This is a genomic window from Kitasatospora sp. SUK 42 (genome assembly GCF_015776785.2).
Lineage (GTDB): Bacteria > Actinomycetota > Actinomycetes > Streptomycetales > Streptomycetaceae > Kitasatospora.
Genome location: NZ_LFMD02000002.1, coordinates 441,980 through 462,452 on the forward strand (window position 1 = coordinate 441,980; position 20,473 = coordinate 462,452).

General features: G+C 72.8%; 16 protein-coding genes. 5 read left to right on the forward strand and 11 right to left on the reverse strand.

What is annotated here, in order from left to right; genetic code table 11:
* The first annotated feature begins 506 nt into the window (after nt 1-506).
* Nucleotides 507-1,580 (forward strand): septation protein SepH, encoded by a 1,074-nt coding sequence (gene sepH, locus RZ50_RS01880; protein ID WP_196949566.1) that lies wholly within the window; start codon nt 507-509, stop codon nt 1,578-1,580.
* Between the two features lie 69 nt (nt 1,581-1,649).
* Here sepH and RZ50_RS01885 read toward each other — a convergent pair whose 3' ends face one another.
* Nucleotides 1,650-2,525 (reverse strand): sulfurtransferase, encoded by an 876-nt coding sequence (locus tag RZ50_RS01885; RefSeq protein ID WP_196949567.1) that lies wholly within the window; start codon nt 2,523-2,525, stop codon nt 1,650-1,652.
* 172 nt (nt 2,526-2,697) lie between these two features.
* On the opposite strand from RZ50_RS01885, the gene RZ50_RS01890 reads away from it, so the two are divergent.
* Nucleotides 2,698-3,441 (forward strand): VOC family protein, encoded by a 744-nt coding sequence (locus tag RZ50_RS01890; RefSeq protein ID WP_374199893.1) that lies wholly within the window; start codon nt 2,698-2,700, stop codon nt 3,439-3,441.
* Here RZ50_RS01890 and RZ50_RS01895 read toward each other — a convergent pair.
* From RZ50_RS01895 to RZ50_RS01910, 4 genes are all read right to left on the reverse strand, one after another.
* Nucleotides 3,438-4,094 (reverse strand): thymidine kinase, encoded by a 657-nt coding sequence (locus RZ50_RS01895; protein ID WP_196949569.1) that lies wholly within the window; start codon nt 4,092-4,094, stop codon nt 3,438-3,440. The genes RZ50_RS01890 and RZ50_RS01895 overlap by 4 nt on opposite strands.
* Before the next feature lie 61 nt (nt 4,095-4,155).
* A complete protein-coding gene (locus RZ50_RS01900; RefSeq protein ID WP_196949570.1) occupies nt 4,156-5,343 on the reverse strand; it encodes an alkaline phosphatase family protein in 1,188 nt (395 codons plus the stop codon).
* Nucleotides 5,344-5,465: 122 nt separating this feature from the next.
* A complete protein-coding gene (locus RZ50_RS01905) occupies nt 5,466-6,065 on the reverse strand; it encodes a DUF5998 family protein (RefSeq protein ID WP_196949571.1) in 600 nt (199 codons plus the stop codon).
* 92 nt (nt 6,066-6,157) lie between these two features.
* Nucleotides 6,158-9,058 carry a GNAT family N-acetyltransferase gene (locus RZ50_RS01910; RefSeq protein WP_308271196.1) on the reverse strand — a complete coding sequence of 967 codons (2,901 nt, stop codon included), beginning with the start codon at nt 9,056-9,058 and terminating at the stop codon, nt 6,158-6,160.
* 229 nt (nt 9,059-9,287) lie between these two features.
* Between RZ50_RS01910 and RZ50_RS01915 the strand changes: the two genes are divergently transcribed.
* Nucleotides 9,288-9,569 carry an HPr family phosphocarrier protein gene (locus RZ50_RS01915; protein ID WP_196949572.1) on the forward strand — a complete coding sequence of 94 codons (282 nt, stop codon included), beginning with the start codon at nt 9,288-9,290 and terminating at the stop codon, nt 9,567-9,569.
* A 69-nt stretch (nt 9,570-9,638) separates the two neighbouring features.
* Here the strand turns inward: RZ50_RS01915 and RZ50_RS01920 are convergent, their stop codons facing one another.
* From RZ50_RS01920 to RZ50_RS01930, 3 genes are all read right to left on the reverse strand, one after another.
* Entirely contained in the window at nt 9,639-10,832 is a 1,194-nt protein-coding gene (locus RZ50_RS01920) for an RtcB family protein (RefSeq protein WP_196949573.1), read from the reverse strand.
* Nucleotides 10,833-11,147: 315 nt separating this feature from the next.
* Nucleotides 11,148-12,512 carry a pitrilysin family protein gene (locus RZ50_RS01925; RefSeq protein ID WP_196949590.1) on the reverse strand — a complete coding sequence of 455 codons (1,365 nt, stop codon included), beginning with the start codon at nt 12,510-12,512 and terminating at the stop codon, nt 11,148-11,150.
* A gap of 20 nt (nt 12,513-12,532) precedes the next feature.
* The gene (locus tag RZ50_RS01930) at nt 12,533-13,867 is read right to left on the reverse strand and encodes a pitrilysin family protein (RefSeq protein WP_196949574.1); all 1,335 of its coding nucleotides are present in this window, start codon (nt 13,865-13,867) and stop codon (nt 12,533-12,535) included.
* A 285-nt stretch (nt 13,868-14,152) separates the two neighbouring features.
* Between RZ50_RS01930 and RZ50_RS01935 the strand changes: the two genes are divergently transcribed.
* The gene (locus RZ50_RS01935) at nt 14,153-16,603 is read left to right on the forward strand and encodes a DNA topoisomerase (ATP-hydrolyzing) subunit A (protein ID WP_196949575.1); all 2,451 of its coding nucleotides are present in this window, start codon (nt 14,153-14,155) and stop codon (nt 16,601-16,603) included.
* Nucleotides 16,604-16,725: 122 nt separating this feature from the next.
* Nucleotides 16,726-17,628: a sucrase ferredoxin gene (locus tag RZ50_RS01940; protein WP_196949576.1), complete on the forward strand. Its 903-nt coding sequence runs from the start codon at nt 16,726-16,728 to the stop codon at nt 17,626-17,628.
* A gap of 55 nt (nt 17,629-17,683) precedes the next feature.
* On the opposite strand, the gene RZ50_RS01945 is transcribed toward RZ50_RS01940, so the two are convergent.
* From RZ50_RS01945 to RZ50_RS01955, 3 genes are read right to left on the reverse strand one after another with little or no spacing between them, the layout of a single operon-like run.
* A complete protein-coding gene (locus RZ50_RS01945; protein ID WP_196949577.1) occupies nt 17,684-18,757 on the reverse strand; it encodes an ABC transporter substrate-binding protein in 1,074 nt (357 codons plus the stop codon).
* A 36-nt stretch (nt 18,758-18,793) separates the two neighbouring features.
* Nucleotides 18,794-19,663: an ABC transporter permease gene (locus tag RZ50_RS01950; RefSeq protein WP_196949578.1), complete on the reverse strand. Its 870-nt coding sequence runs from the start codon at nt 19,661-19,663 to the stop codon at nt 18,794-18,796.
* Nucleotides 19,653-20,462 carry an ABC transporter ATP-binding protein gene (locus tag RZ50_RS01955; RefSeq protein ID WP_196949579.1) on the reverse strand — a complete coding sequence of 270 codons (810 nt, stop codon included), beginning with the start codon at nt 20,460-20,462 and terminating at the stop codon, nt 19,653-19,655. Before RZ50_RS01955 ends, RZ50_RS01950 begins: the two co-directional genes overlap by 11 nt.
* Between the last annotated feature and the right edge of the window lie 11 nt (nt 20,463-20,473).

Below are 20,473 nucleotides of genomic sequence, written 5' to 3' on the forward strand. Positions count from 1 at the left end.
GTCCGTACGACTGTTCTTCGAACAAGCCACTCCATCTTGCCCAAAGAAGGACACAAGGGACGAAAATGCGGTTCTCCCCGCCCGGTTTGTGTGAAGATGATCACCGTTCACCGGACGGTGGTCCGCCATTGGGGGTGCGCGCTCTTGAGATTCCCGTGAATCGCGGGAGACTTGAGCGGCGAGCCGCCCCTCTGGTTGCCACGAATGGAGTACTGTTCGTAAAGCCCGAGCCTTGGGTCGACTTGTCGACTGTGCCTACACCGACAGCTTGACGAAGAGCCACGGAACGGGCACGCACGGCGACGCCCGTCCCGGATCGTCGCGAGTCACTCCGCGTGCGAGGAGGGCCGGGACACCCAGGCGCGACGTCGACGGATGACGTGGCAAAAAGGCAACCGTGCCACAGCGGCGTGCGCGGGCGTGAGCCCGACACGCCGGGGAACTCAGCAAGGTTGTGGCCAGTCGCGAGTGGGCAGGCCACACTCAGTACGGGAGCAGCGACGCAGGTGACGTCGGCAGGCACCACCCGGGAGGTAACCGTGCCCGAACTGCGGGTTGTGGCCGTCAGCAACGACGGCACACGGCTGGTGCTCAAGGCTGCCGACAGCACGGAGTACACCCTTCCCATCGACGAGCGGCTGCGCGCCGCCATCCGCGGCGACCGGCCGCGCCTCGGCCAGATCGAGATCGAGGTCGAGAGCCACCTGCGCCCCCGGGACATCCAGGCCCGGATACGAGCCGGTGCCTCCGCTGAGGAGGTCGCGCAGGCCGCCGGCATCTCCGTCGACCGGGTCCGCCGCTTCGAGGGGCCGGTCCTCGCCGAACGCGCCTTCATGGCCGAACGCGCCCGCAAGACCGCGATCCGCCGCAACGGCGAATCCCCCGGGCCGCAGCTCGGCGAGGCCGTGGCCGAGCGGCTCGCGCTGCGCGGCGCCGAGAAGGACACCGAGCGCTGGGACTCCTGGCGGCGCGACGACGGCACCTGGGAGGTCATCCTCTCCTACCGGGCCGACGGCGAGGGCCGCTCCGCGTCCTGGACGTACGACCCGCCCCGGCGCCTGGTCCAGCCCAACGACGACGAGGCCCGCGCGCTGATCGGCGAGAGCGTCGAGCGCGAGGAGGACTCGGTCTTCCCGTTCATCCCGCGGATCGCCCGGCTCCCCCAGGACCGGCCGCCCCGCCCGATGATCGACCGGCCCTCGGCCGACCGCATCATGTCGGCCCGCGAGGTCCGCGAGTCGCGGGAGGCCACCGCCGAGTCCCGGGACTCGCTGACCAGCCTGCTCGACGTGGTTCCCGCCTTCCGCGGCGACCTCGCCGTCGGCGCCACCCCGATCGAACCGTTGCCCGCCGAGGTCACCGAGGAGGGCGAGGAGTCGGCCGCGGCCGCCCCGGCGGTCGGCGCGGGCTCGGCCTACGCCGACATCCTGATGCCGCGCGCCGTCGCCCCGCACCGCGAGCGACTGGTCGGCACCACCGACCGGCAAGCCGAGGCGGACGGCGTCCGACCCGGCCGCCGGGCCACCGTGCCCAGCTGGGACGAGATCGTCTTCGGCAGCCGGCGCAAGAAGCAGGAGTAGGACAGCTGTTAGCAGGGCCGTCGAAGGGGCGGGGAGGCCGGGCCTCCCCGCCCCTTCGACGTGTCCGGGCTAGCCCGGCTGGTCGGTCACCGCCACCGGGCGGCCCGGGTCGCTCGACCACTCGCTCCACGAACCCGGGTACAGCGTCGCGTCCAGGCCCGCCACCTCCAGCGCCAGGATCTGGTGCGCCGCCGTCACGCCCGAGCCGCAGTACACCGCGGTCCTCCGCTCCCCCGCGCCCAGAGCCCGGAACCGGGCCGCCAGCTCGGCGGCCGGCCGGAACCGCCCGTCCGGGCCCACGTTCTCGGCCGTCGGCGCCGACACCGCGCCCGGGACGTGCCCGGCCCGCGGGTCCACCGGCTCGGTCTCGCCCCGGTAGCGCTCCCCCGACCGGGCGTCCAGCAGCAGTCCGTCGCGCGCCCAGGCCGCGGCGCCGTCCGCGTCCACCGTCGGCAGCCGACCCGGCTCCGGCTCGAAGTCGCCCTGCTCCGGCTCCGGCACCTCGGCCGTCACCGGAAGCCCGGCCGCCCGCCAGGCCGCGAAGCCGCCGTCCAGCACCCGGACGTCCCGGTGCCCGGCCCAGCGCAGCAGCCACCAGGCCCGGGCCGCCGCCATCGAGGCCGCGCCGTCGTACACGACGACCGGGCGGTCGGCGCTCACCCCGAAGCGGCGCATCGCGGCGCCGAACTCCTCCGGGTCCGGCAGCGGGTGGCGCCCGCCCCGGCCGGGGGCGCCGGGCGGGGCGGCGAGGTCCCGGTCCAGCTCGACGAAGTGGGCTCCGGGCAGGTGTCCGGCCCGGTACTCCTCGGCCGCGGTCGGCCCGCCCGGCGCGGCGCCGACCAACTGGTAACGCACGTCCAGCAGCGCCGGCGGACGCCCGGCGCCGAGCGCCTCGTGCAGCTCGGCCGCGGAGATCAGCGGGGAACCCTCGTTGTAGGTGGTCATGCCGGTCATTGTCGCGCAGCACGACGCACCCGGGCCGCCGCTCTTTTGTGCGCTCTTTGCCGGACTTTCCGCGCGGCCCGAGGGTTGGGCGCGCGCCAGGGTGGAAGCATCACCCTCGCGCGCGAGGATCCCCGCGCGCCGACCACCCCCGAGGAGGCCCGCATTGCCCGCGGTGGAACTCCGACTGGCCCAGGGCACGCCCTGCTGGGTCAGCCTGCTGACGCACGACCTGCCCGGCGCCCGCGCCTTCTACGGCGAACTGCTCGGCTGGACGTACTCCCCCGGGCCGGCCCAACTCGGCGTCTACGTCCGGGCCGAGCTCGACGGGGCACCCGTCGCCGGCCTGGGCGTCTCCACCGCCACCGGCTTCCCGGTGCAGTGGACCACCTACTTCGCCGTGGACGACGCCGACCGCACCGCCCAGCTGGTGCGCGAGTGCGGCGGCACCGTCGCCGTCGGGCCGCTACAGGCCGAACGCGCCGGACGGATGGCCATCGTCGCCGACGTCTCCGGCGCCGTCTTCGGCCTCTGGCAGGGCGAGGAGCACCTCGGTCGGGAGACCGGGGTCGAACCCGGCGGCCCGGCCTGGGCCGAACTCCTCACCCCGGACGCGGACGGCGCCGCCTCCTTCTACGCCACCGTGCTCGACCGCCCGGTCCGGCCCACCGACGGCGAGTCGGCACTGTTCGTGCAAGGCCGCCCGGTCGCGGGCATCCGCCACCACGCCGACCTGCGCGGCCACCCGCCGCGCTGGCGCACCCACTTCGCGGTCCGCGACGCCGCCCTGGCCGCCCGTCGCACCGTCGAGCTCGGCGGCCGGATCCTGGTCGATCCGCACGACACCGCCCACGGCCGCGCCGCCCGGCTGGCCGACCCGCAGGGCGGGCACTTCTCGGTGCTGGAAGCCGCGGCCTAGGCCTGCTGTTCCTCGAAGGGCAGCACGTCCGGGGAGAGCACCGAGGCACGGGCCGTCGCGGCGGTCAGGCGGCGGCGGTGGTGACGGCGGCACAGCACCTCGTAGCCGACCTCGTCCTCGTCCACCGAGATGTCACCGATCACCACCTGGGCGCCCTCGACCACCATCACCCCGCCCACCGTCCGGGCGTTGTGGGTGGCCCGCGCGCCGCACCAGCACAGCGCCTCGACCTGGAGCACCTCCACCCGGTCGGCCAGCTCGATCAGCCGCTGGGAGCCGGGGAACAGCCGGGTACGGAAGTCCGTGGTGATGCCGAAGGTGTAGACGTCGATGTCCAGCTCGTCCACCACCCGGGCCAACTGGTCGACCTGCTCGGCGGCGAAGAACTGCGCCTCGTCGCAGATCAGGTAGTCCACCCGGCCGCCCGCCGAGAGCCGGTGCACCACGTGCGCGTGGAAGTCGAAGTCGTCCGTCACCTCGACCGCGTCCGCGCGCAGGCCGAGCCGGCTGGAGATGGTCGCGGCGCCCGCCCGGTCGTTGCGGGTCAGGATGACGCCCCGGCGACCGCGCGCGGTGTGGTTGTGGTCCATCTGCAGCGCCAGCGTCGACTTGCCGCAGTCCATCGTGCCCGAGAAGAACACCAGTTCAGCCATGGGTGGAGCAAGGGCCTTTCACATCAAGGGGGTTCGGGCACAGAAGGGTCAAGGGACCGTCTCAGCCGCGGACTTCGAGCAACGGCACGAACTGCTCGACCGGAGTCATCGAGCCGTGCAGTCCGATCATCGCGGACTCGCCGGGCTCGTTGCGGGATGCGGTGATCGCGATGTCGTCGCGCGCCGCGGCGACCACGTCGCCGATCCGCCGGTACACCCGCTCGTCCACGGTCGGGCCGAACCAACCCGCCGCGATCGCCTGGTCGCGGGTGGCCACCCACATCCGGTCGCCCAGCACCTCGCTCCAGACCGCGTGCACGTCGGCCTCGGCCCCCGGCACGGCGTACACGTGCCGGGCCCGGCCCTCACCGCCGAGCAGGGCGACGCCGGCGCCGAGCTCCCAGTCCTCGTCGAAGTCGATCCGGTCCTCCGGCGCGATGTCGATCATGCCGTGGTCGGCGGTCACGTACATCGCGGAGCGCGGCGGCAGCTGCTCGGCCAGGCGGCGGGCCAGCCGGTCCACCGCGTCCAGGGTCATCCGCCACTCGTCGGAGTCCACCCCGAAGCGGTGGCCCGCGCCGTCCAGCTCGCTGACGTAGGTGTACACCAGCGCCCGGTCGTGCTCGGCCAGCCAGGAGGCGGCCAGGTCCATCCGCTCCTCGCCCGTGGTGCGGCCCAGGAAGGTGCCGCCGGACAGCGCCACCTTGGTCAGCGGGGTCTGGGCGAACAGCGGGGAGGACACCTGCGCGGTCGCCACCCCGGCCCGGTCGGTCTGCTCGAAGACCGTCGGGTACGGCTGCCAGGCCTGCGGGTCGGTGTGCGGCTGCCAGCGCAGCTGGTTCATCAGGTAGCCCGCGCCCGGCACCGCCACCGTGTACCCGGCCAGGCCGTGCAGGCCCGGCGGCGTGCCGGTGCCGACCGAGGCCAGCGAGGTCGCGGTGGTGGACGGGAAGCCCGCGGTCAGCGGACGGCCGGTGCCGCCCAGCGAGCTCCCGGCCAGCGAGGACAGGAAGGGCGCGTACTCGGGGTGGCGCAGCAGCAGCTCCCAGCCCAGGCCGTCCACCAGGAACACCACCGCCCGGTCGGCCGGCGCGATCGGCAGGGTGGCGGTGAACCCCGGGACGCCCAGGCCCGCCGCCACCGAGGGCAGCAGGTCACAGAGCGAGCCGCTGCCGTAGGGGGGCGCGGGGGCCGTGGCCGGGTCGAGGATCTCGAAGGCGTCGTAGCCGTCGAAGGGTGCGAAGGACATGGAACCGGATTCGTAGCGGTCGGAAGCGGCGGTGATCAGGGCTTGACCTGTGGATCTCCTCGGATCAGGCCCCGGCGTCGCGGACCCGGCGAGGGTCCGCGGGAGACGCCCTGGGACGGGCCCTAGACCCGCGGGCCGTTGTTGATCGTCGCGTCGGACAGCGCCCGGGCGAACACCAGGGCCTGGGCCACCGTCTCAGGGCCGTCGCCGGCCTCGCTCACCCGCAGTGAGAGGTCGTCAGCCGTCGCCGAGCCGGTGTAGCCGTGGTCCGCCTCACAGTTCGGGTCCGAGCAGCCGGCCGGCTCCAGGTCCAGGCGCTGCACCGCTCCCCAGCCGATCGTCAGCACCACCTCGCGCGGCAGCGTCCCGGGCGTGTACGTCTCCGGGTTCGCCACCATCCGGCTCACCACGACCGAGCCGATCCGGTCCAGCCGGACACTCTCCGTCGAGGTCGTCGCGTACGGCACCGCGGGGCTGCCCGCGTCGCCGGACTGCTCGTCGGTGTGGCTCACCACGAACCGGGTCGGGGTCAGCACCAGCACCGTCACGTGGCGGCGCACCTCGTTGGAGTCGAAGGTGGTCTCCTGGTGCACCAGGTAGGAGCTGATCGGCTCCGGGCCCACCGCGGACTCCACCGCCTCGGACACCAGGGCCGGGTAGTAGCCGCTGCGCTCGATCGCCGAGCGCAGGTCCTGAGTGCTGGTGGTACCGGTCTTCGCCATAACTCCATCCTGGCATGGTCCGCCGACGAAGCGGGCGGTGCGGCGCCGAGCTTCGGACAACAGCGCCCACGGGCGGGCGCAACCAAGGAAGGCTACAGCGTGCTCATGGCGCGCGGGCCCAGATCGCTGCGGACGGGCAGCGGAGCTACCCGAACCCGTGCCCCCAGGATCGCCAGTCCGTGCGGAGCGACGACCACCGGTTCGAGGTCCACCGAGGCGATCTCCGGCACGTCGTCCACCAGCTGCGAGACCCGCAGCAGCAGCTCCTCCAGGGCGCCGGTGTCCACCGCCTCGGCGCCCCGCCAGCCGAACAGCAGCGGCGCCGCCCGTACCTCCCGGATCAGGCCGGCGACGTCCTGGTCGGTGGCCGGGACCAGCCGGTGGGCCACGTCGCCCAGCAGTTCGGCCGGTGCGCCGGACAGACCGAAGGAGAGGATCGCGCCGACCGCCGGGTCGACCGTGGCGCCGATCACGGTGTCCACTCCGCGCGGGGCCATCCGCTGCACCACCAGCCGGGCCCCGGCGGCGCCGCCGAGCAGGACGTCCAGCTCGCGGTGGGCCCGGCGCAGGCCCGCCTCGCCGGTCAGGTCGAGGCGGACGCTGCCCAGGTCGGAGCGGTGCCGCAGGTGCGGGGCGGTCGCCTTCAGGGCCACCGGGTAGCCGAGCGTCGTCGCGGCCGCGACGGCCGTCTCCTCGTCCGGGGCCGGCAGGGTGGGCGAGACGTCGATGCCGTAGCGGGCCAGCAGCTCGCCGGCCTCGGCGTCCGGAAGGGTGATCCGGGCGCCGCCGGGCTGGGTGCGCAACGAGAGGGAGCGGCGCGTAGCGCCCCGAACAAGGGTGGTGGTGGGCGACGGGCGGGAGATCGCGGCGCGGGTGCTCAGCGCCGCCTCCACCAGGGTGCGAGCGCCGGGCTCGTCGATCCGGTCCAGCTCCGGGACGCGCGCCGTCTCCTCCGCCTCCGCGGTGCGGCGGCGCCACTGGGCGTAGTGCACGGCGTGCGCGAGGGCGCGCACCGTGCGCTCGGGCGCCGCGTAGGCGGGGATGCCACCGGGGCGCAGCCGGACCGGCAGGTCGGTCAGGGCCAGGTGGGTCAGCATCAGGGGCTTGCCCAACTCCCGTGCGCGGACGCCCGCTTCGAGCAGGGCGGTGGCGATCTCCGGATCGTCCGAGCCCATCTCGGGGTCGTCCGGACCGGTCAGCCGACCGCCCATGAAGGCGTGGGCGGAGGTGCCGATCGGCGGGATGGCGACGGCGATCACGGCGTCCACGGCGGGGTCGCTGAGCGCGACGTCCAGCGCGATCCGGAAGTTCTCGCCGGTCGCGGCGGTGGTGAGGTCGACGGGAGTGCACGGGCGAAGGCCGGCGCTCAGCAAGGCGTCGTAGGTGAGCAGGCCGAGCGAGTCGGAGTTGCCGACCACGGCGACCCGGTCGCCGGGCGGCAGCGGCTGCTGGGCGAGCAGTTCTCCGGTGTCGAACAGCTCGGTGATGGTCGAGACCCTGGTCACCCCGGCCTGTTCGAAGAGCGCGTCGACGGTCGCGTCGCGCAGGCCGGTGGCGGTGGCCGGAACGGCGTGGCCGGGCGGCAGGCTGCCGGTGTGCCGGGCGCCCTTGACCACCACGATCGGCTTGGCGGCGGCCAGGCGGCGCGCGATCCGGGTGAACTTGCGCGGGTTGCCGAAGGACTCCAGGTAGAGCAGCACCACCGCGGTGGCCTCGTCCTCGGCCCAGTACTGGAGGAAGTCGTTGCCGGAGACGTCCGAGCGGTTGCCGACCGAGGCGAAGGAGGAGACTCCCAGGCCGCGCTTGTGGGCGGACTCCAGCAGGGCCACGCCGATCGCCCCGGACTGGCAGAAGATCCCGAAGCCGCCGCGGTCGGGCAGGTGCGGGGCGAGCGAGGCGTTCAGCGGGCGCTCGGGGTCGGTGTTGATCAGGCCGAAGGCGTTCGGGCCGATCACCCGCATCCCGGCGGCGCGGGCCTGGCGGACCAGGGCGCGCTGGCGGTCGCGGCCCTCCAGTCCGGTCTCCGCATAGCCGGCGGTGACCACCACCAGGCCCTGCACGCCGTGCGCGCCGCACTCGGCGACGGCGGCGGGGACGGCGCCCTCGGGCACGGCGATCACCGCGAGGTCCACCGGCCCGGGAATGTCCAGAATCGAACGGTGGACCGGGACGCCGTCCAGCACGGTGCCGGGCGGGGCGTTGCGGTTCACCGCGTGGACGGTGCGCGGGTCGTCCTTGGCCTCGTACCGGCTCTCGAACTCGGTGTCGCAGGTGCCCAGCAGGTCGCGCAGGATCGCCCGGCCGACGGTCTGCGGGTTGCGGGAGACCCCGATCACGGCCACCGAGCGCGGGGTCAGCAGCCGCTGCACCGAGCGGGCCTCGGCGCGGTGCTCGCGGGCGCGCATCACGGCGAGCGAGCGGTCGGTCTGTTCGAGGTCGAACTCCAGGTGCACCACACCGTCGGCGAAGCTGCGGCGCTGGGTGTAACCGGCGTCGGTGAAGACCTTCACCATCTTGCGGTTCTCCGGCAGCACCTCGGCCTGGAAGCGGCGGATGCCGCGCTCCTGGGCCACGGCCGCGATGTGCTCCAGCAGGGCCGAGGCGACGCCGCGGCCCTGGTGGGCGTCCTGGACCAGGAAGGCGACCTCGGCGTCCGTGCCGGTGTCGGAGGGGCGGCCCTCGGCGTCGATCCGGTCGTAGCGGACGGTCGCGATGAAGTGGTCCCGGATCACCACCGCGAGGCCGACCCGGTTCACGAAGTCGTGATGGGTGAAGCGGCGGACGTCCTTGTCGGAGAGCCGCGGGTAGGGGGCGAAGAACCGGAAGTACTTGGACTGGTCCGACACCTGGCCGTAGAACTCGACCAGCCGCCCGGCGTCGGCGGGAGTGATCGGCCGGATCCGGGCCGTGCCGCCGTCTCGCAGCAGGATGTCCGCTTCCCAGTGCTGCGGATAGTCGGGTTGCTCGGAGTTCGCCACCGCGGGGTCTTCCACATTCGTCAGGTTATCCGGCAGCGAGCCGAATGGCGTCAGCCGTGTGCTCGCGGCAGGGTGGGCAGGGCCACCGACCGGGCCTTATGCCCCGAAAAGAAACAATCACAAGTCCCGAACGCGACGGCTCGATGGGGTTGTCTGCGTGCAACACTGGTCTAGACAACATGGCCGCTTCCCCCGCTCCCCCCAGAGCACGGCCGTGACCAGCTTCACCGGAAAGGCACGTCTCATGGCTGAGCGCCGCGTCACCATCGGTTGGGCCGAGGGCCTGCACGCCCGTCCCGCCTCCATCTTCGTCCGGGCCGTCACGGCCACCGGCGTGCCGATCACCATCGCCAAGCCCGGCGGCAACCCGGTCAACGCGGCCTCCATGCTCGGCCTCCTCGGCCTGGGCGCCCAGGGCGGCGAGGAGGTCATCCTCGCCTCCGACGCCGACAACGCCGACGAGGCCCTCGACCGCCTCGCCAAGCTGGTCGCCGAGGGCCTCGACGAGCTCCCGGCCGCCGCCTGAGCCCTCTCGCGTCACGCGCCCGATCGGGGTGTCGCCACACTGTGGCGGCACCCCGATCCGTTTTCCCGGTCAGCCCTTCACGCAGACCACCTGCTTGAGGTGCGCGACCACCTCGACGAGGTCCTTCTGCTGCTCGATGACCTTCTCGATGTTCTTGTAGGCGCCGGGGATCTCGTCCACCACACCGCTGTCCTTGCGGCACTCCACGCCCTTGGTCTGCTCGGCGAGGTCGTGCGTGGTGAACCGCTTCTTGGCGGCGTTGCGGCTCATCTTGCGGCCGGCGCCGTGCGAGGCGGAGTTGAACGCCGCCTCGTTGCCCAGACCGCGGACGATGTAGGAGCCGGTGCCCATCGAGCCCGGGATGATCCCGTAGTCGCCGGTGCCCGCCTTGATCGCGCCCTTGCGGGTGACCAGCAGGTCGACGCCGTCGTAGGTCTCCTCCGCCACGTAGTTGTGGTGGCAGCTGATCACCTCGTCGAAGCCGACCTTGGCCTTGGGGAACTCACGGCGGACGACGTCCTGGAAGAGCGCCATCATCAGGGCGCGGTTGTGCTTCGCGTACTCCTGCGCCCAGAAGAGGTCCTGGCGGTAGGCGTTCATCTGCGGGGTGTCGGCGATGAACACCGCGAGGTCCTGGTCGATCAGGCCCTGGTTGTGCGGCAGCGAGCGGGCGACGCCCATGTGGTGCTCCGCCAGCTCCTTGCCGATGTTCCGGGAACCGGAGTGCAGCATCAGCCAGACCACACCAGTCGTGTCAACGCACAGTTCTATGAAGTGATTTCCTCCGCCGAGCGTCGCCATCTGCTGCATCGCCCGCTCGCGGCGCCACTTGACGTCCTCCGCCACCCCGTCGAAGCGCTGCCAGAAGTCGTCCCAGCCCGCCGTGCGGAAGCCGTGGAGCTTGCTCGGGTCGACCGGGTCGGTGTGCAGGCCGCGGCCGACCGGAATGGCCTGCTCGATCTTGGAACGCAGGCGGGACAGGTCGTCCGGGAGGTCCTTGGCGGTGAGGGAGGTCTTCACCGCGCTCATGCCGCAGCCGATGTCGACACCGACGGCCGCCGGGCAGACCGCGCCCTTCATGGCGATGACGGAACCGACGGTCGCGCCCTTGCCCAGATGGACGTCGGGCATCACGGCGAGGCCGTGCAGCCAGGGCAGGGAGCTGATGTTGCGCAGCTGCTGCATGGCCTGGCCCTCGACGGTGGCCGGGTCGGTCCACATCCGGATCGGCACCCGGATTCCGGGCACCTCGGTGTGCGTCATGGTTGAACGACCTCCAGAGGTCGGGTGGTTCAGGAAGGGATCGCCGCGCGAGGAATCCCGGCGCGGCTCGGGGAAGTTCGGGGGTGGGTGCGCTCAGGCAGCCGGGGCGGAACAGGGGAGGTACGGCCTTGGGGAGCGTCGTATGGTTCGCTCGACCCGCATGGTGACCGCCTCCCTTCGTTCGTCGCAGTTCGCACGTGCTGTGCGCCGGGGAACATCTATCCACGGAACGGACCGGGCCCGCAACGGATTTAAAAACGCGTCCGGCCCGGCGGAGCGGGTGCTCCACCGGGCCGGACGGCACCACGACGGGCGTCAGCTGACGACGGTGACCTCGCCGATCCCGAGCGCCCGGACGTCCTCCGCGATCACGGCGGCGTCGCCGACCAGGACGGTGACCAGGCGGTCCGGCGGGAAGGCCGCGACCACGGCCTCGGTGGCCGCGGCGGTGGGCAGTTCGGCCAGCCGGCGGTAGACCTCGGCCTGGTAGTCGTCCGCGAGGTGCTGCTCGACCTGGTCGGCCAGGGTGCCGGCGACCGAGCCCGCGGTCTCGTACTTCAGCGGCGCGACGCCGACCAGGAACTGCACGGCCTCGTCGCGCTCGGCGTCGGTCAGGCCCTCGGCGGCGAGGGTGCGCAGGATGGTCCAGGTGTCGGCCAGCGCGGGGGCGGTGGAGGCGGTGTCCACCGAGCCGCTGATGGCCAGCAGCGAGCGCCCGCTGCCGTCGGCGGCGGAGCGCAGCGGCTGGGCGAGGGCCCGCACGCCGTAGGTGTAGCCCTTCTCCTCGCGCAGGACGCGGTCCAGGCGGGAGGTGAGGGTGCCGCCGAGGCAGTAGGTGCCGAGGATCTGGGCGGCCCAGACCGGGTCGTGCCGGTCCGGCCCGATCCGGCCGATGAGCAGCTGGGTCTGGACGGAGCCGGGGCGGTCGACGATGAGCACGCGGCCGCGGTCGTCGGCGGTGACCGGGGCGTGCGCGGAGGGCTCGGCGGCCGAGCCGGTCCACGCGCCGAGGGTGCTCTCCAGCAGGGCGGGCAGGTCGACCCCGGTGAGGTCGCCGACCACGACCACGGTGGCGGTGGCGGGGCGCACGTGGGCCTCGTAGAAGGCCCGGACGGCGGCACGGTCGATCGACTTGACGGTGTCGGCGGTGCCGCTGCGGGGCCGGGAGAGGCGGTCGGCGGCGTCGAAGAGCTCGGCGTACAGGGCCTTGGCGGCGCGCCGGGCCGGGTTGGCCTGCTCGTGGACGATCTCGTCCAGGCGGTTGGCGACCAGGCGCTCGATCTCCTCCTCGGGGAGGGCGGGAGCGCGCAGGGCGTCGGCGAGCAGGGTGAGGCCGCGCTGGAGCCGGGAGGCGGGGACCTCCAGGGAGAGCCTGATGCACGGGTGGTCGGCGTGCGCGTCGAGGGTGGCGCCGGCACGTTCGAGCTCGGCGGCGAACTCCTCGGCGGTGAGGGTGTCGGTGCCCTCGTTGAAGGCGCGGGCGAGGATGCCGGCCACGCCGTCGAGGCCCTCGGGTTCGGCGGCGAGCGGGGCGTCGAGCAGGACCTCGACGGCGACCAGCTGCTGGCCGGGCCGGTGGCAGTGCAGCACGGTGATCCCGTTGCCGAGGGCGGCCCGCTCGGGGGCGGGGAAGGCCCACGGGCTGGGGGTGCCGGGCTGCGGCTGGGGGTGGAAGGTCATGGCGGGAACGTGGTCGGTGCTCATACGGCGGCACCCTCCTCTTCGGAAGCGGCGTCGGAAGCGGCGGCGGTCGGCTCGTAGACGAGGACGGCCCGGTTGTCGGGGTGGAGCCGGGCCTTGGCGACGGCCTGGACCTCTTCGGCGGTGACGTCGAGGACCTTGGGGAGGGCGTTGTTCAGAAGCTTGGGGTCACCGAACAGGACGGCGTAGCGGCAGAGTTCGTCGGCGCGGCCGGCCACGGTGGTGAGCCGGTCGAGCCACTCGCGCTCGATCTGGGCCTGGGCGCGCTCCAGCTCCTCGGTCGTCGGGCCCTCGGCGGCGAAGCGGGCGAGCTCCTCGTCCACGGCGGCGTCGATCTGCTCGATGGTGGCGTCGCCGGAGGTCTTGACGTCGAGCCAGCCGAGGCTGGGGGCGCCGGCCAGCCGGAGCAGGCCGAAGCCGGCCGCGACGGCGGTGCGGTCGCGGCGGACCAGCCGGTTGTAGAGGCGGCTGGACTCGCCGCTGCCGAGGATGGTGAGGGCGAGGTCGGCGGCGTCGGCCTCGCGGGTGCCGTCGTGCGGCAACCGGTAGGCGGCCATCAGGGCGCGGGAGGGGACGTCCTCGTTGATCTGCTCGCGCAGCTCGCGGCCGATGGTCTCGGGCAGTTCGCCCGAGCGCGGGGGCTGCTTGCCGTCGTGGGCGGGGATGGAGCCGAAGTACTTCTCGACCCAGGCGATGGTCTGCTCGGGGTCGATGTCGCCGACGACGGACAGGACGGCGTTGTTGGGCGCGTAGTAGGTGCGGAAGAACGCGCGGGCGTCGTCGAGGGTGGCGGCGTCGAGGTCGGCCATCGAGCCGATCGGGGTGTGGTGGTACGGGTGGCCGTCGGGGAACGAGAGCGCGGTGAGCTTCTCGAAGGCGGTGCCGTACGGAACGTTGTCGTAGCGCTGGCGGCGCTCGTTCTTGACGACGTCGCGCTGGTTCTCCATGGACGTCTCGTCGAGGGCGACGAGCAGCGAGCCCATCCGGTCGGCCTCCAGCCAGAGGGCGAGCTCCAGCTGGTGGGCGGGCATGGTCTCGAAGTAGTTGGTGCGCTCGAAGCTCGTGGTGCCGTTGAGCGAGCCGCCGGCGCCCTGGACGAGCTCGAAGTGCCCGTTGTTGGAGACGTTGGCGGAGCCCTGGAACATCAGGTGCTCGAAGAGGTGGGCGAGGCCGGTGCGGCCCTTGACCTCGTGCCGGGAGCCCACGTCGTACCAGAGGCAGACGGCTGCGACCGGGGTGAGGTGGTCCTCGGAGAGGACGACGCGCAGGCCGTTGGCCAGGCGGTGCTCGGTGATGGCGATGCCTCGGCTGGAGGCGGGGGCCGGGTTGGCCATGCGCTCGGGTCCTTCCCGTCGTCGATGTCGGGGTTCGTGTGGCGTCCCCCATTGTGGTGCAACGCACGGGCGCCCCGGATGTGTCCGCGCGGACGGGGCGTTCGCCAGGGGCGGAAGAGGGCCGCTGACCGGGTGTGTCGGTGCGAGGGTCCACAATGGGGGCGCCACGCCCTGTTGACCGCCTCCGGTTGACGGGGCCGAGGGCAGGACGGCGTAGGCCGACCGAACGAACGACCGACGACCGACCGAGACACAGCCAGCGACACGTAAGGGAGCCCCGCCGCGATGGCCCGCCGCAGTTCGCAGACCCCGCCGCCCGGAGACTTCGAGGAGCGGATCCTCGACGTCGACGTCGTGGACGAGATGCAGGGCTCCTTCCTGGAGTACGCCTACTCGGTGATCTACTCGCGTGCGCTGCCCGACGCACGGGACGGCCTGAAGCCGGTGCACCGCCGGATCCTGTACCAGGCCAACGAGATGGGCCTGCGCCCGGACCGCGCGCACGTGAAGTGCGCCCGGGTGGTGGGCGAGGTGATGGGCCGGCTGCACCCGCACGGCGACGCGTCGATCTACGACTCCGTGGTGCGCATGGCGCAGCCGTTCTCGATGCGGCTGCCGCTGATCGACGGGCACGGCAACTTCGGTTCGCTGGGCAACGACGACCCGCCGGCCGCGATGCGTTACACCGAGTCGCGGCTGACCGCGGCCTCGATGGCGATGGTGGAGTCGATCCACGAGGACACCGTCGACTTCGGCCCGAACTACGACGGCAGCGAGCAGGAGCCGCTGGCGCTGCCGGCCGCGTTCCCGAACCTGCTGGTGAACGGCGCGACGGGCATCGCGGTGGGCATGGCGACGAACATGCCGCCGCACAACCTGTCCGAGGTGGTGGCGGCGGCCCGGCACCTGATCAAGCACCCGAACGCGGACCTGGACACGCTGATGCGGTTCGTCCCCGGTCCGGACCTGCCGACGGGCGGGCGGATCGTGGGCCTGTCGGGGATCCGGGACGCGTACGAGTCGGGCCGCGGCACCTTCAAGATCCGGGCCACGACGACGGTGGAGTCGGTGACGGCGCGCCGCAAGGGCATCGTGGTCACCGAGCTGCCGTACAACGTCGGCCCGGAGAAGGTCATCTCCAAGATCAAGGACCTGGTCAACGCGAAGAAGCTCCAGGGCATCGCGGACGTCAAGGACCTGACCGACCGCGAGCACGGGCTGCGGCTGGTGATCGAGGTGAAGAACGGCTTCGTGCCGGAGGCGCTGCTGGAGCAGCTGTACAAGCTGACGCCGATGGAGGAGACCTTCGGCATCAACAACGTGGCGCTGGTGGACGGGCAGCCGCTGACGCTGGGGCTGAAGGAGCTGCTGGAGGTCTACGTCGACCACCGCTTCACCGTGGTGCGCCGGCGCAGCGACTTCCGCCGGCGCAAGCGCGAGGAGCGGCTGCACCTGGTCGAGGGCCTGCTGGTGGCCCTGCTCGACATCGACGAGGTCATCGCGATCATTCGATCGAGTGACAACGCCCAGCAGGCGAAGGAACGCCTGATGGAGCGTTTCTCGCTGTCGGAGACGCAGACGGCGTACATCCTGGACACGCCGCTGCGGCGGCTGACCCGGTTCGACCGCGTGGAGCTGGAGCAGGAGAAGGCGAAGCTCAACTCGGAGATCGCGGAGCTGACCGAGATCCTGGAGTCGGACACCAAGCTGCGCAGCGTGGTCTCCTCCGAACTGGGCACGGTGGCCAAGCAGTTCGGGACGGAGCGGCGCACGGTGCTGCTGGAGGCGGGCGCGGTGCCGTCGGCGTCGCTGGCGGTGCCGCTGGAGGTGGCGGACGACCCGTGCCGGGTGCTGCTGTCCTCGACGGGGCTGCTGGCGCGCACGGCGGACGGGGAGCCGTTCGAGCTGTCGGAGAAGCGGGCGAAGCACGATGTGATCGTGTCGGCGGTGCACGCGACGGCGCGGGCGGACGTGGGCGTGGTGACGTCGGCGGGCCGGGTGCTGCGGCTGCCGGTGATCGACCTGCCGGCGCTGCCGCCGATGCCGTCGCCGACGCTGGCGGGCGGTGCCGCGGTGGGCGAGTTCCTGCGGCTGGAGGCCGGCGAGCGGGTGCTGGGGCTGACCACGCTGGACGAGTCCTCGCCGGGGCTGGCGCTGGGCACGGTGCAGGGCGTGGTGAAGCGGGTGGTGCCGGAGTGGCCGGCGAACAAGGACGAGTTCGAGGTGATCGCCCTCAAGGAGGGTGACGAGCTGGTGGGCGCGGTCGAACTGCGCACCGGCGAGGAGGACCTGGTCTTCATCACCTCGGACGCCCAGCTGCTGCGCTACCCGGCGGGCCAGGTCCGTCCGCAGGGCCGCCCGGCGGGCGGCATGGCCGGCGTCAAGCTGTCGGACGGCGCCCGGGTGCTGTCCTTCACGGCGGTGGATCCGGCGGCGGACGCGGTGGTGGTCTCGGTGGCGGCCGCCTCGGACACCCTGTCCGGCGAGGAGCAGACGTCCTGGAAGGTCACGCCGTTCGAGCAGTACCCGCGCAAGGGCCGGGCGACGGGCGGCGTGCGCTGCCAGCGCTTCCTGCGCGGCGAGGACAGGCTGGCCTTCGCCTGGGCCGGTGCCGCCCCCGCCCGTGCGGCCACGGCCAAGGGCGCCCCGGTCGACCTGCCGGAGCGCGACCCGCGCCGTGACGGCTCGGGCACCCCGGTGACCACGCCGGTCGCGGTGGTGGCCGGCCCGGCGTAGCGGGCCCCTTCGGAGGGCGGGGTGCCTACGGGCGCCCCGCCCTCGGCCGTTCCCGGGCGGGTCCGTTCCGGTGCTCAACCGTTCCCGGGCCCGGCCGAACCGCCGGGGGTAGCCTTGCGCGGGTGAGCACCTGTGCGACCGTGTCGCGTGAACTTTCGGAGCCGCTGGCCGCGACCGCCGCGGCGGCGACCACCTGGCTGCTGGTCGAGCAGAACGGCCCGTGGGGCGCGAAGGCGCTGGCCGAGAGCCACCTGGACGAGGCGACCGGGCGGGCCCTGGAGGTGGCCGCGGCGGGGACAGGGGTCCGGGTGGCGCTGATCCGGCGGCCGGGGCGGCACGCGGACTGCCTGCCGACCGCGCGGCACGAGGTGATCGTGGCGCACACGGTGCCGGGCCGCGGCTGGGTGCGCCGGGCGGAGGCGGCGGCTCCGGCGGAGCTGCTGGAGCTGGACTTCGCGGCGCTGGGGACCGGGGATCACGCGGGTTTCGGGGCCGAGCACGTCGGCGGCCCGGTGGCGCTGGTGTGCACCAACGGCCGCCGGGACCGCTGCTGCGCGCTGCTGGGCCGTCCGCTCGCCGCGGAGCTGGCGGCGGCCGGGCACAGCGAGGTGTGGGAGGTGACGCACCTGGGCGGGCACCGCTTCTCCCCCACCATGCTGGTGCTGCCGTACGGCTACGCGTACGGGCGGCTGACGCCGGAGACCGCCAAGGAGGTGCTGGCGGCGACAGCGGCCGGGCACATGGTGCCGGAGTGGTCGCGGGGCTGCTCGGGCTGGGACCGCCCGGGTCAGGCGGCCGAGCACGCCGTGCGGCTGGCGACCGGCGAGACCGCGGTGGACGCGCTGACGCTGACGCAGCGGCCGGACGGCGAGGGCCGCTGGCTGGTGAACGTGCTGCACCGGGACGGCCGGGCCTGGGAGGTGGACGTGATCGAGACGGTGAGCGAGCCGCCGCGTCCGGAGAGCTGCGGCAAGGCCGCCGGGACGCCGTCGCGGATGGACGTGCTCTCCGTACGGGGCGTCTGACACGACGGCCCCGCGCCCGTGGGGGTGAGCGCGGGACCGTCGTGCCGCAGGGGCGTCAGCCGGTGGCCTTGCCGACGAACTCCGTGGTGTACGTCCGGGACAGGTCGATCGTCCCCTCCTTGCCCTTGACGTCCGGGTGGAAGGCGGCGAGCACGTCGAGCACCGTCTTCGGACCGTCGGCGGGCATCACCCCGTCCGTGGTGAACATCGGCAGGGTCGACCTGATCGCCGCCGCGTACTGCTCGGCGCCGCCCTGCGCGTAGTCCGCGGGCATCTGCGCGGCGATCTCCTCCGGGCTGTGGGTGGACATCCACTTGAGGGTCTTCACGAAGGCGTTGGCGAGCTTCTGGGTGGTCTCCCTGTTCTTCTCCACCCAGTCGGTGTTCATGTACAGCGCGGAGGACGGGTAGAGCCCGCCGAGCGCCTGGCGCGAGCCCTCGGGGGTGCGCATGTCGTAGAGGATCTTGCCGAGGCCCTTGTCGAGGACGTTGGCGACGGTCGGGTCGGTGGTCATCCCGGCGTCGATGCTGCCCTGCTGCAGCGCGGCGACGAAGGTCTGACCGGCGCCGACCGCGATCGGGCTGAACTCGCTGACGGCGGTGCCGTTCTTGACCGCGAGGTACTTGGTGAGGAAGTCGGTCGAGGAGCCGACGCTGGTGACGCCGAGCTTCCTGCCCTTGAAGTCGGCGCCGGACCTGATCGCGTCGGCCTGCTTGGTGGAGACCAGTTCGACCTCACCGGGGGCCTGGGCGAACTGCACCACGGATTCGACGTTCTTGCCCTTGGCCTGGAGGTCGATGGTGTGGTCGTAGAAGCCGACGGCGCCCTGGACGTCGCCGGCCAGCAGCGCGGTGGTGGCGTTGACGCCGGCCGGCTCGCTCATCAGCTCGACGTTGACGCCGGCGTCGGCGAAGTAGCCCAGCCGCTGGGTGAGCATCGCGGGCAGGTAGATGACCTTGTCCAGGCCGCCGACCATGATCTTGACCTTGGGTCCGTCGACCTGTCGGCCGGCCGGGGCGGCGGCGCCGTGGGTGGAGGTGGCGGCGTCGTTGGCACAGGCGGAGAGCGGGAGGAGCAGGGCGGCGGCGAGGGCGGCGGCAACGACTCTGCCGGTCGGGTTCGGGCGCATGGGTGGGGCCTCTCTGGTACGGGCGGGAGGGGGAGTTCAGCGGCCGTCGCCCGCGTCCGCGGGCTTCCAGCGGAACAGCTTCTTCTCGGCGAAGGTCAGCAGCCCCTCGGTCAGCAGTGCGACCACGGCGAGGATGGTCATGGCGGCGTACACCCCGGCCGCGTTGAAGGTGCCCTGGGCGGCGGCCACCAGCAGGCCGAGGCCCTTGGTGGCGCCGATGTACTCGCCGACGATCGCGCCGATCAGCGCGAAGCCGAAGCTGACGTGCAGGCTGGTGAAGATCCAGGTGGTGGCGGCCGGGATGACCACCTGGAGGGTGACCCTGCGGTTGTCGGCGCCGAGGATGCGGGCGTTGGCGACGAGGTTGCGGTCCACCTCGCGGGCGCCCTGGAAGGCGTTGAAGAACACCGGGAAGAACACCAGGACCACCGCGGAGGCGACCTTGGAGGCCGGGCCGAGACCGAACCAGATCAGGAAGATCGGGGCGAGCACGATCCGGGGGATGGCGTTGAGCACCTTGATGTACGGCCCGAACACGTCGGCCAGGAAGCGGACCCGGCCCAGCGCGATGCCCAGCAGCACACCGCCGGTCACCCCGATCACCCAGCCGCTGAGCGCCTCGTACAGGGTGTAGCCGATCTGCTCGCCGAGCGGTCCCTGCGCGGTGCCGTGGCTGACCCACTGCCAGATCTGGTCCCAGATCCTCGACGGCTGCGAGAAGTTGAACGGGTCGATGACGTCCGCGCGGGCGCACACCTCCCACAGCCCGAGGAAGGCGGCCAGCACCCCGGCCCGGGCCGCGTGGACGCCCAACCTGCGGTTGCGGGCGGCCCGTTCGCGGGCCTCGGTCCTGGTCGTGGCGGCCGGGGCCCTTCCGGCCTCGGTCCGCACGGTCTCAAGCGGCACGACCCGCTCCTCTCTCCCGGGTGATGCGCACCTCTTCGCCGAGCGAGGCCCAGATCTCGCGGTACAGCTCGACGAACCTCGGTTCCAGCCGGACGGCCTCCACGGTGCGCGGGCGCGGCAGGTCGACGGTGAAGACCTCCTTGACGGTGGCGGGGCCCGCCGTCATCACGACGACCCGGTCGGCGAGCGCGATCGCCTCGTCCAGGTCGTGGGTGACGAACACCACCGACGAGCCCGTTCCGGCCCACAGCTCCAGCAGCTGGTCGGACATCAGGGCGCGGGTCTGCACGTCCAGCGCCGAGAACGGCTCGTCCATCAGCAGGATCGACGGGTCGTTGACGAAGGTCTGGGCGAGCGCGACGCGCTTGCGCATGCCACCGGACAGCTGGTGCGGGTAACGGTCCTCGAAGGCGGCCAGGCCGACCCGGCCCAGCCAGTCCCGGGCCCGCTCCCTGGCCTCGGCGGTGGGCACGCCGCGGAAGCGCGGCCCGGCCATCACGTTGGACAGGACGGTGCGCCAGGGGAAGACGGCGTCCTGCTGGAAGACGAACCCGACCTTGGGGTCGATCCCGCGCACGGGCTCGCCGTACACCCGGACCTCGCCCTCGGTGGGCTCCTCCAGGCCGCTGACCAGGGTCAGCGTGGTGGACTTGCCGCAACCGGTGGGCCCGACGACGGCGACGAACTCGCCCTGGGCGACGGTCAGATCGAGATCGCGGACGGCGGTGTGCAGCGCCCCCGAAGGGGTGCGGAAGCGTTTCGTCGCGCCGGTCAGCTCGATCGCCGGGGTGTCAGTCATGCAATCCTCCC

Excerpts from the sequence above, each read along its gene's own strand:
- RZ50_RS01885 (WP_196949567.1), bottom strand. The coding sequence starts at position 2,525 with ATGACCACCTACAACGAGGGTTCCCCGCTGATCTCCGCGGCCGAGCTG.
- RZ50_RS01895 (WP_196949569.1), bottom strand. The coding sequence starts at position 4,094 with ATGGCTGAACTGGTGTTCTTCTCGGGCACGATGGACTGCGGCAAGTCG.
- RZ50_RS01900 (WP_196949570.1), bottom strand. The coding sequence starts at position 5,343 with ATGTCCTTCGCACCCTTCGACGGCTACGACGCCTTCGAGATCCTCGAC.
- RZ50_RS01905 (WP_196949571.1), bottom strand. The coding sequence starts at position 6,065 with ATGGCGAAGACCGGTACCACCAGCACTCAGGACCTGCGCTCGGCGATC.
- RZ50_RS01915 (WP_196949572.1), top strand. The coding sequence starts at position 9,288 with ATGGCTGAGCGCCGCGTCACCATCGGTTGGGCCGAGGGCCTGCACGCC.
- RZ50_RS01920 (WP_196949573.1), bottom strand. The coding sequence starts at position 10,832 with ATGACGCACACCGAGGTGCCCGGAATCCGGGTGCCGATCCGGATGTGG.
- RZ50_RS01925 (WP_196949590.1), bottom strand. The coding sequence starts at position 12,512 with ATGACCTTCCACCCCCAGCCGCAGCCCGGCACCCCCAGCCCGTGGGCC.
- RZ50_RS01930 (WP_196949574.1), bottom strand. The coding sequence starts at position 13,867 with ATGGCCAACCCGGCCCCCGCCTCCAGCCGAGGCATCGCCATCACCGAG.
- RZ50_RS01935 (WP_196949575.1), top strand. The coding sequence starts at position 14,153 with ATGGCCCGCCGCAGTTCGCAGACCCCGCCGCCCGGAGACTTCGAGGAG.
- RZ50_RS01945 (WP_196949577.1), bottom strand. The coding sequence starts at position 18,757 with ATGCGCCCGAACCCGACCGGCAGAGTCGTTGCCGCCGCCCTCGCCGCC.
- RZ50_RS01955 (WP_196949579.1), bottom strand. The coding sequence starts at position 20,462 with ATGACTGACACCCCGGCGATCGAGCTGACCGGCGCGACGAAACGCTTC.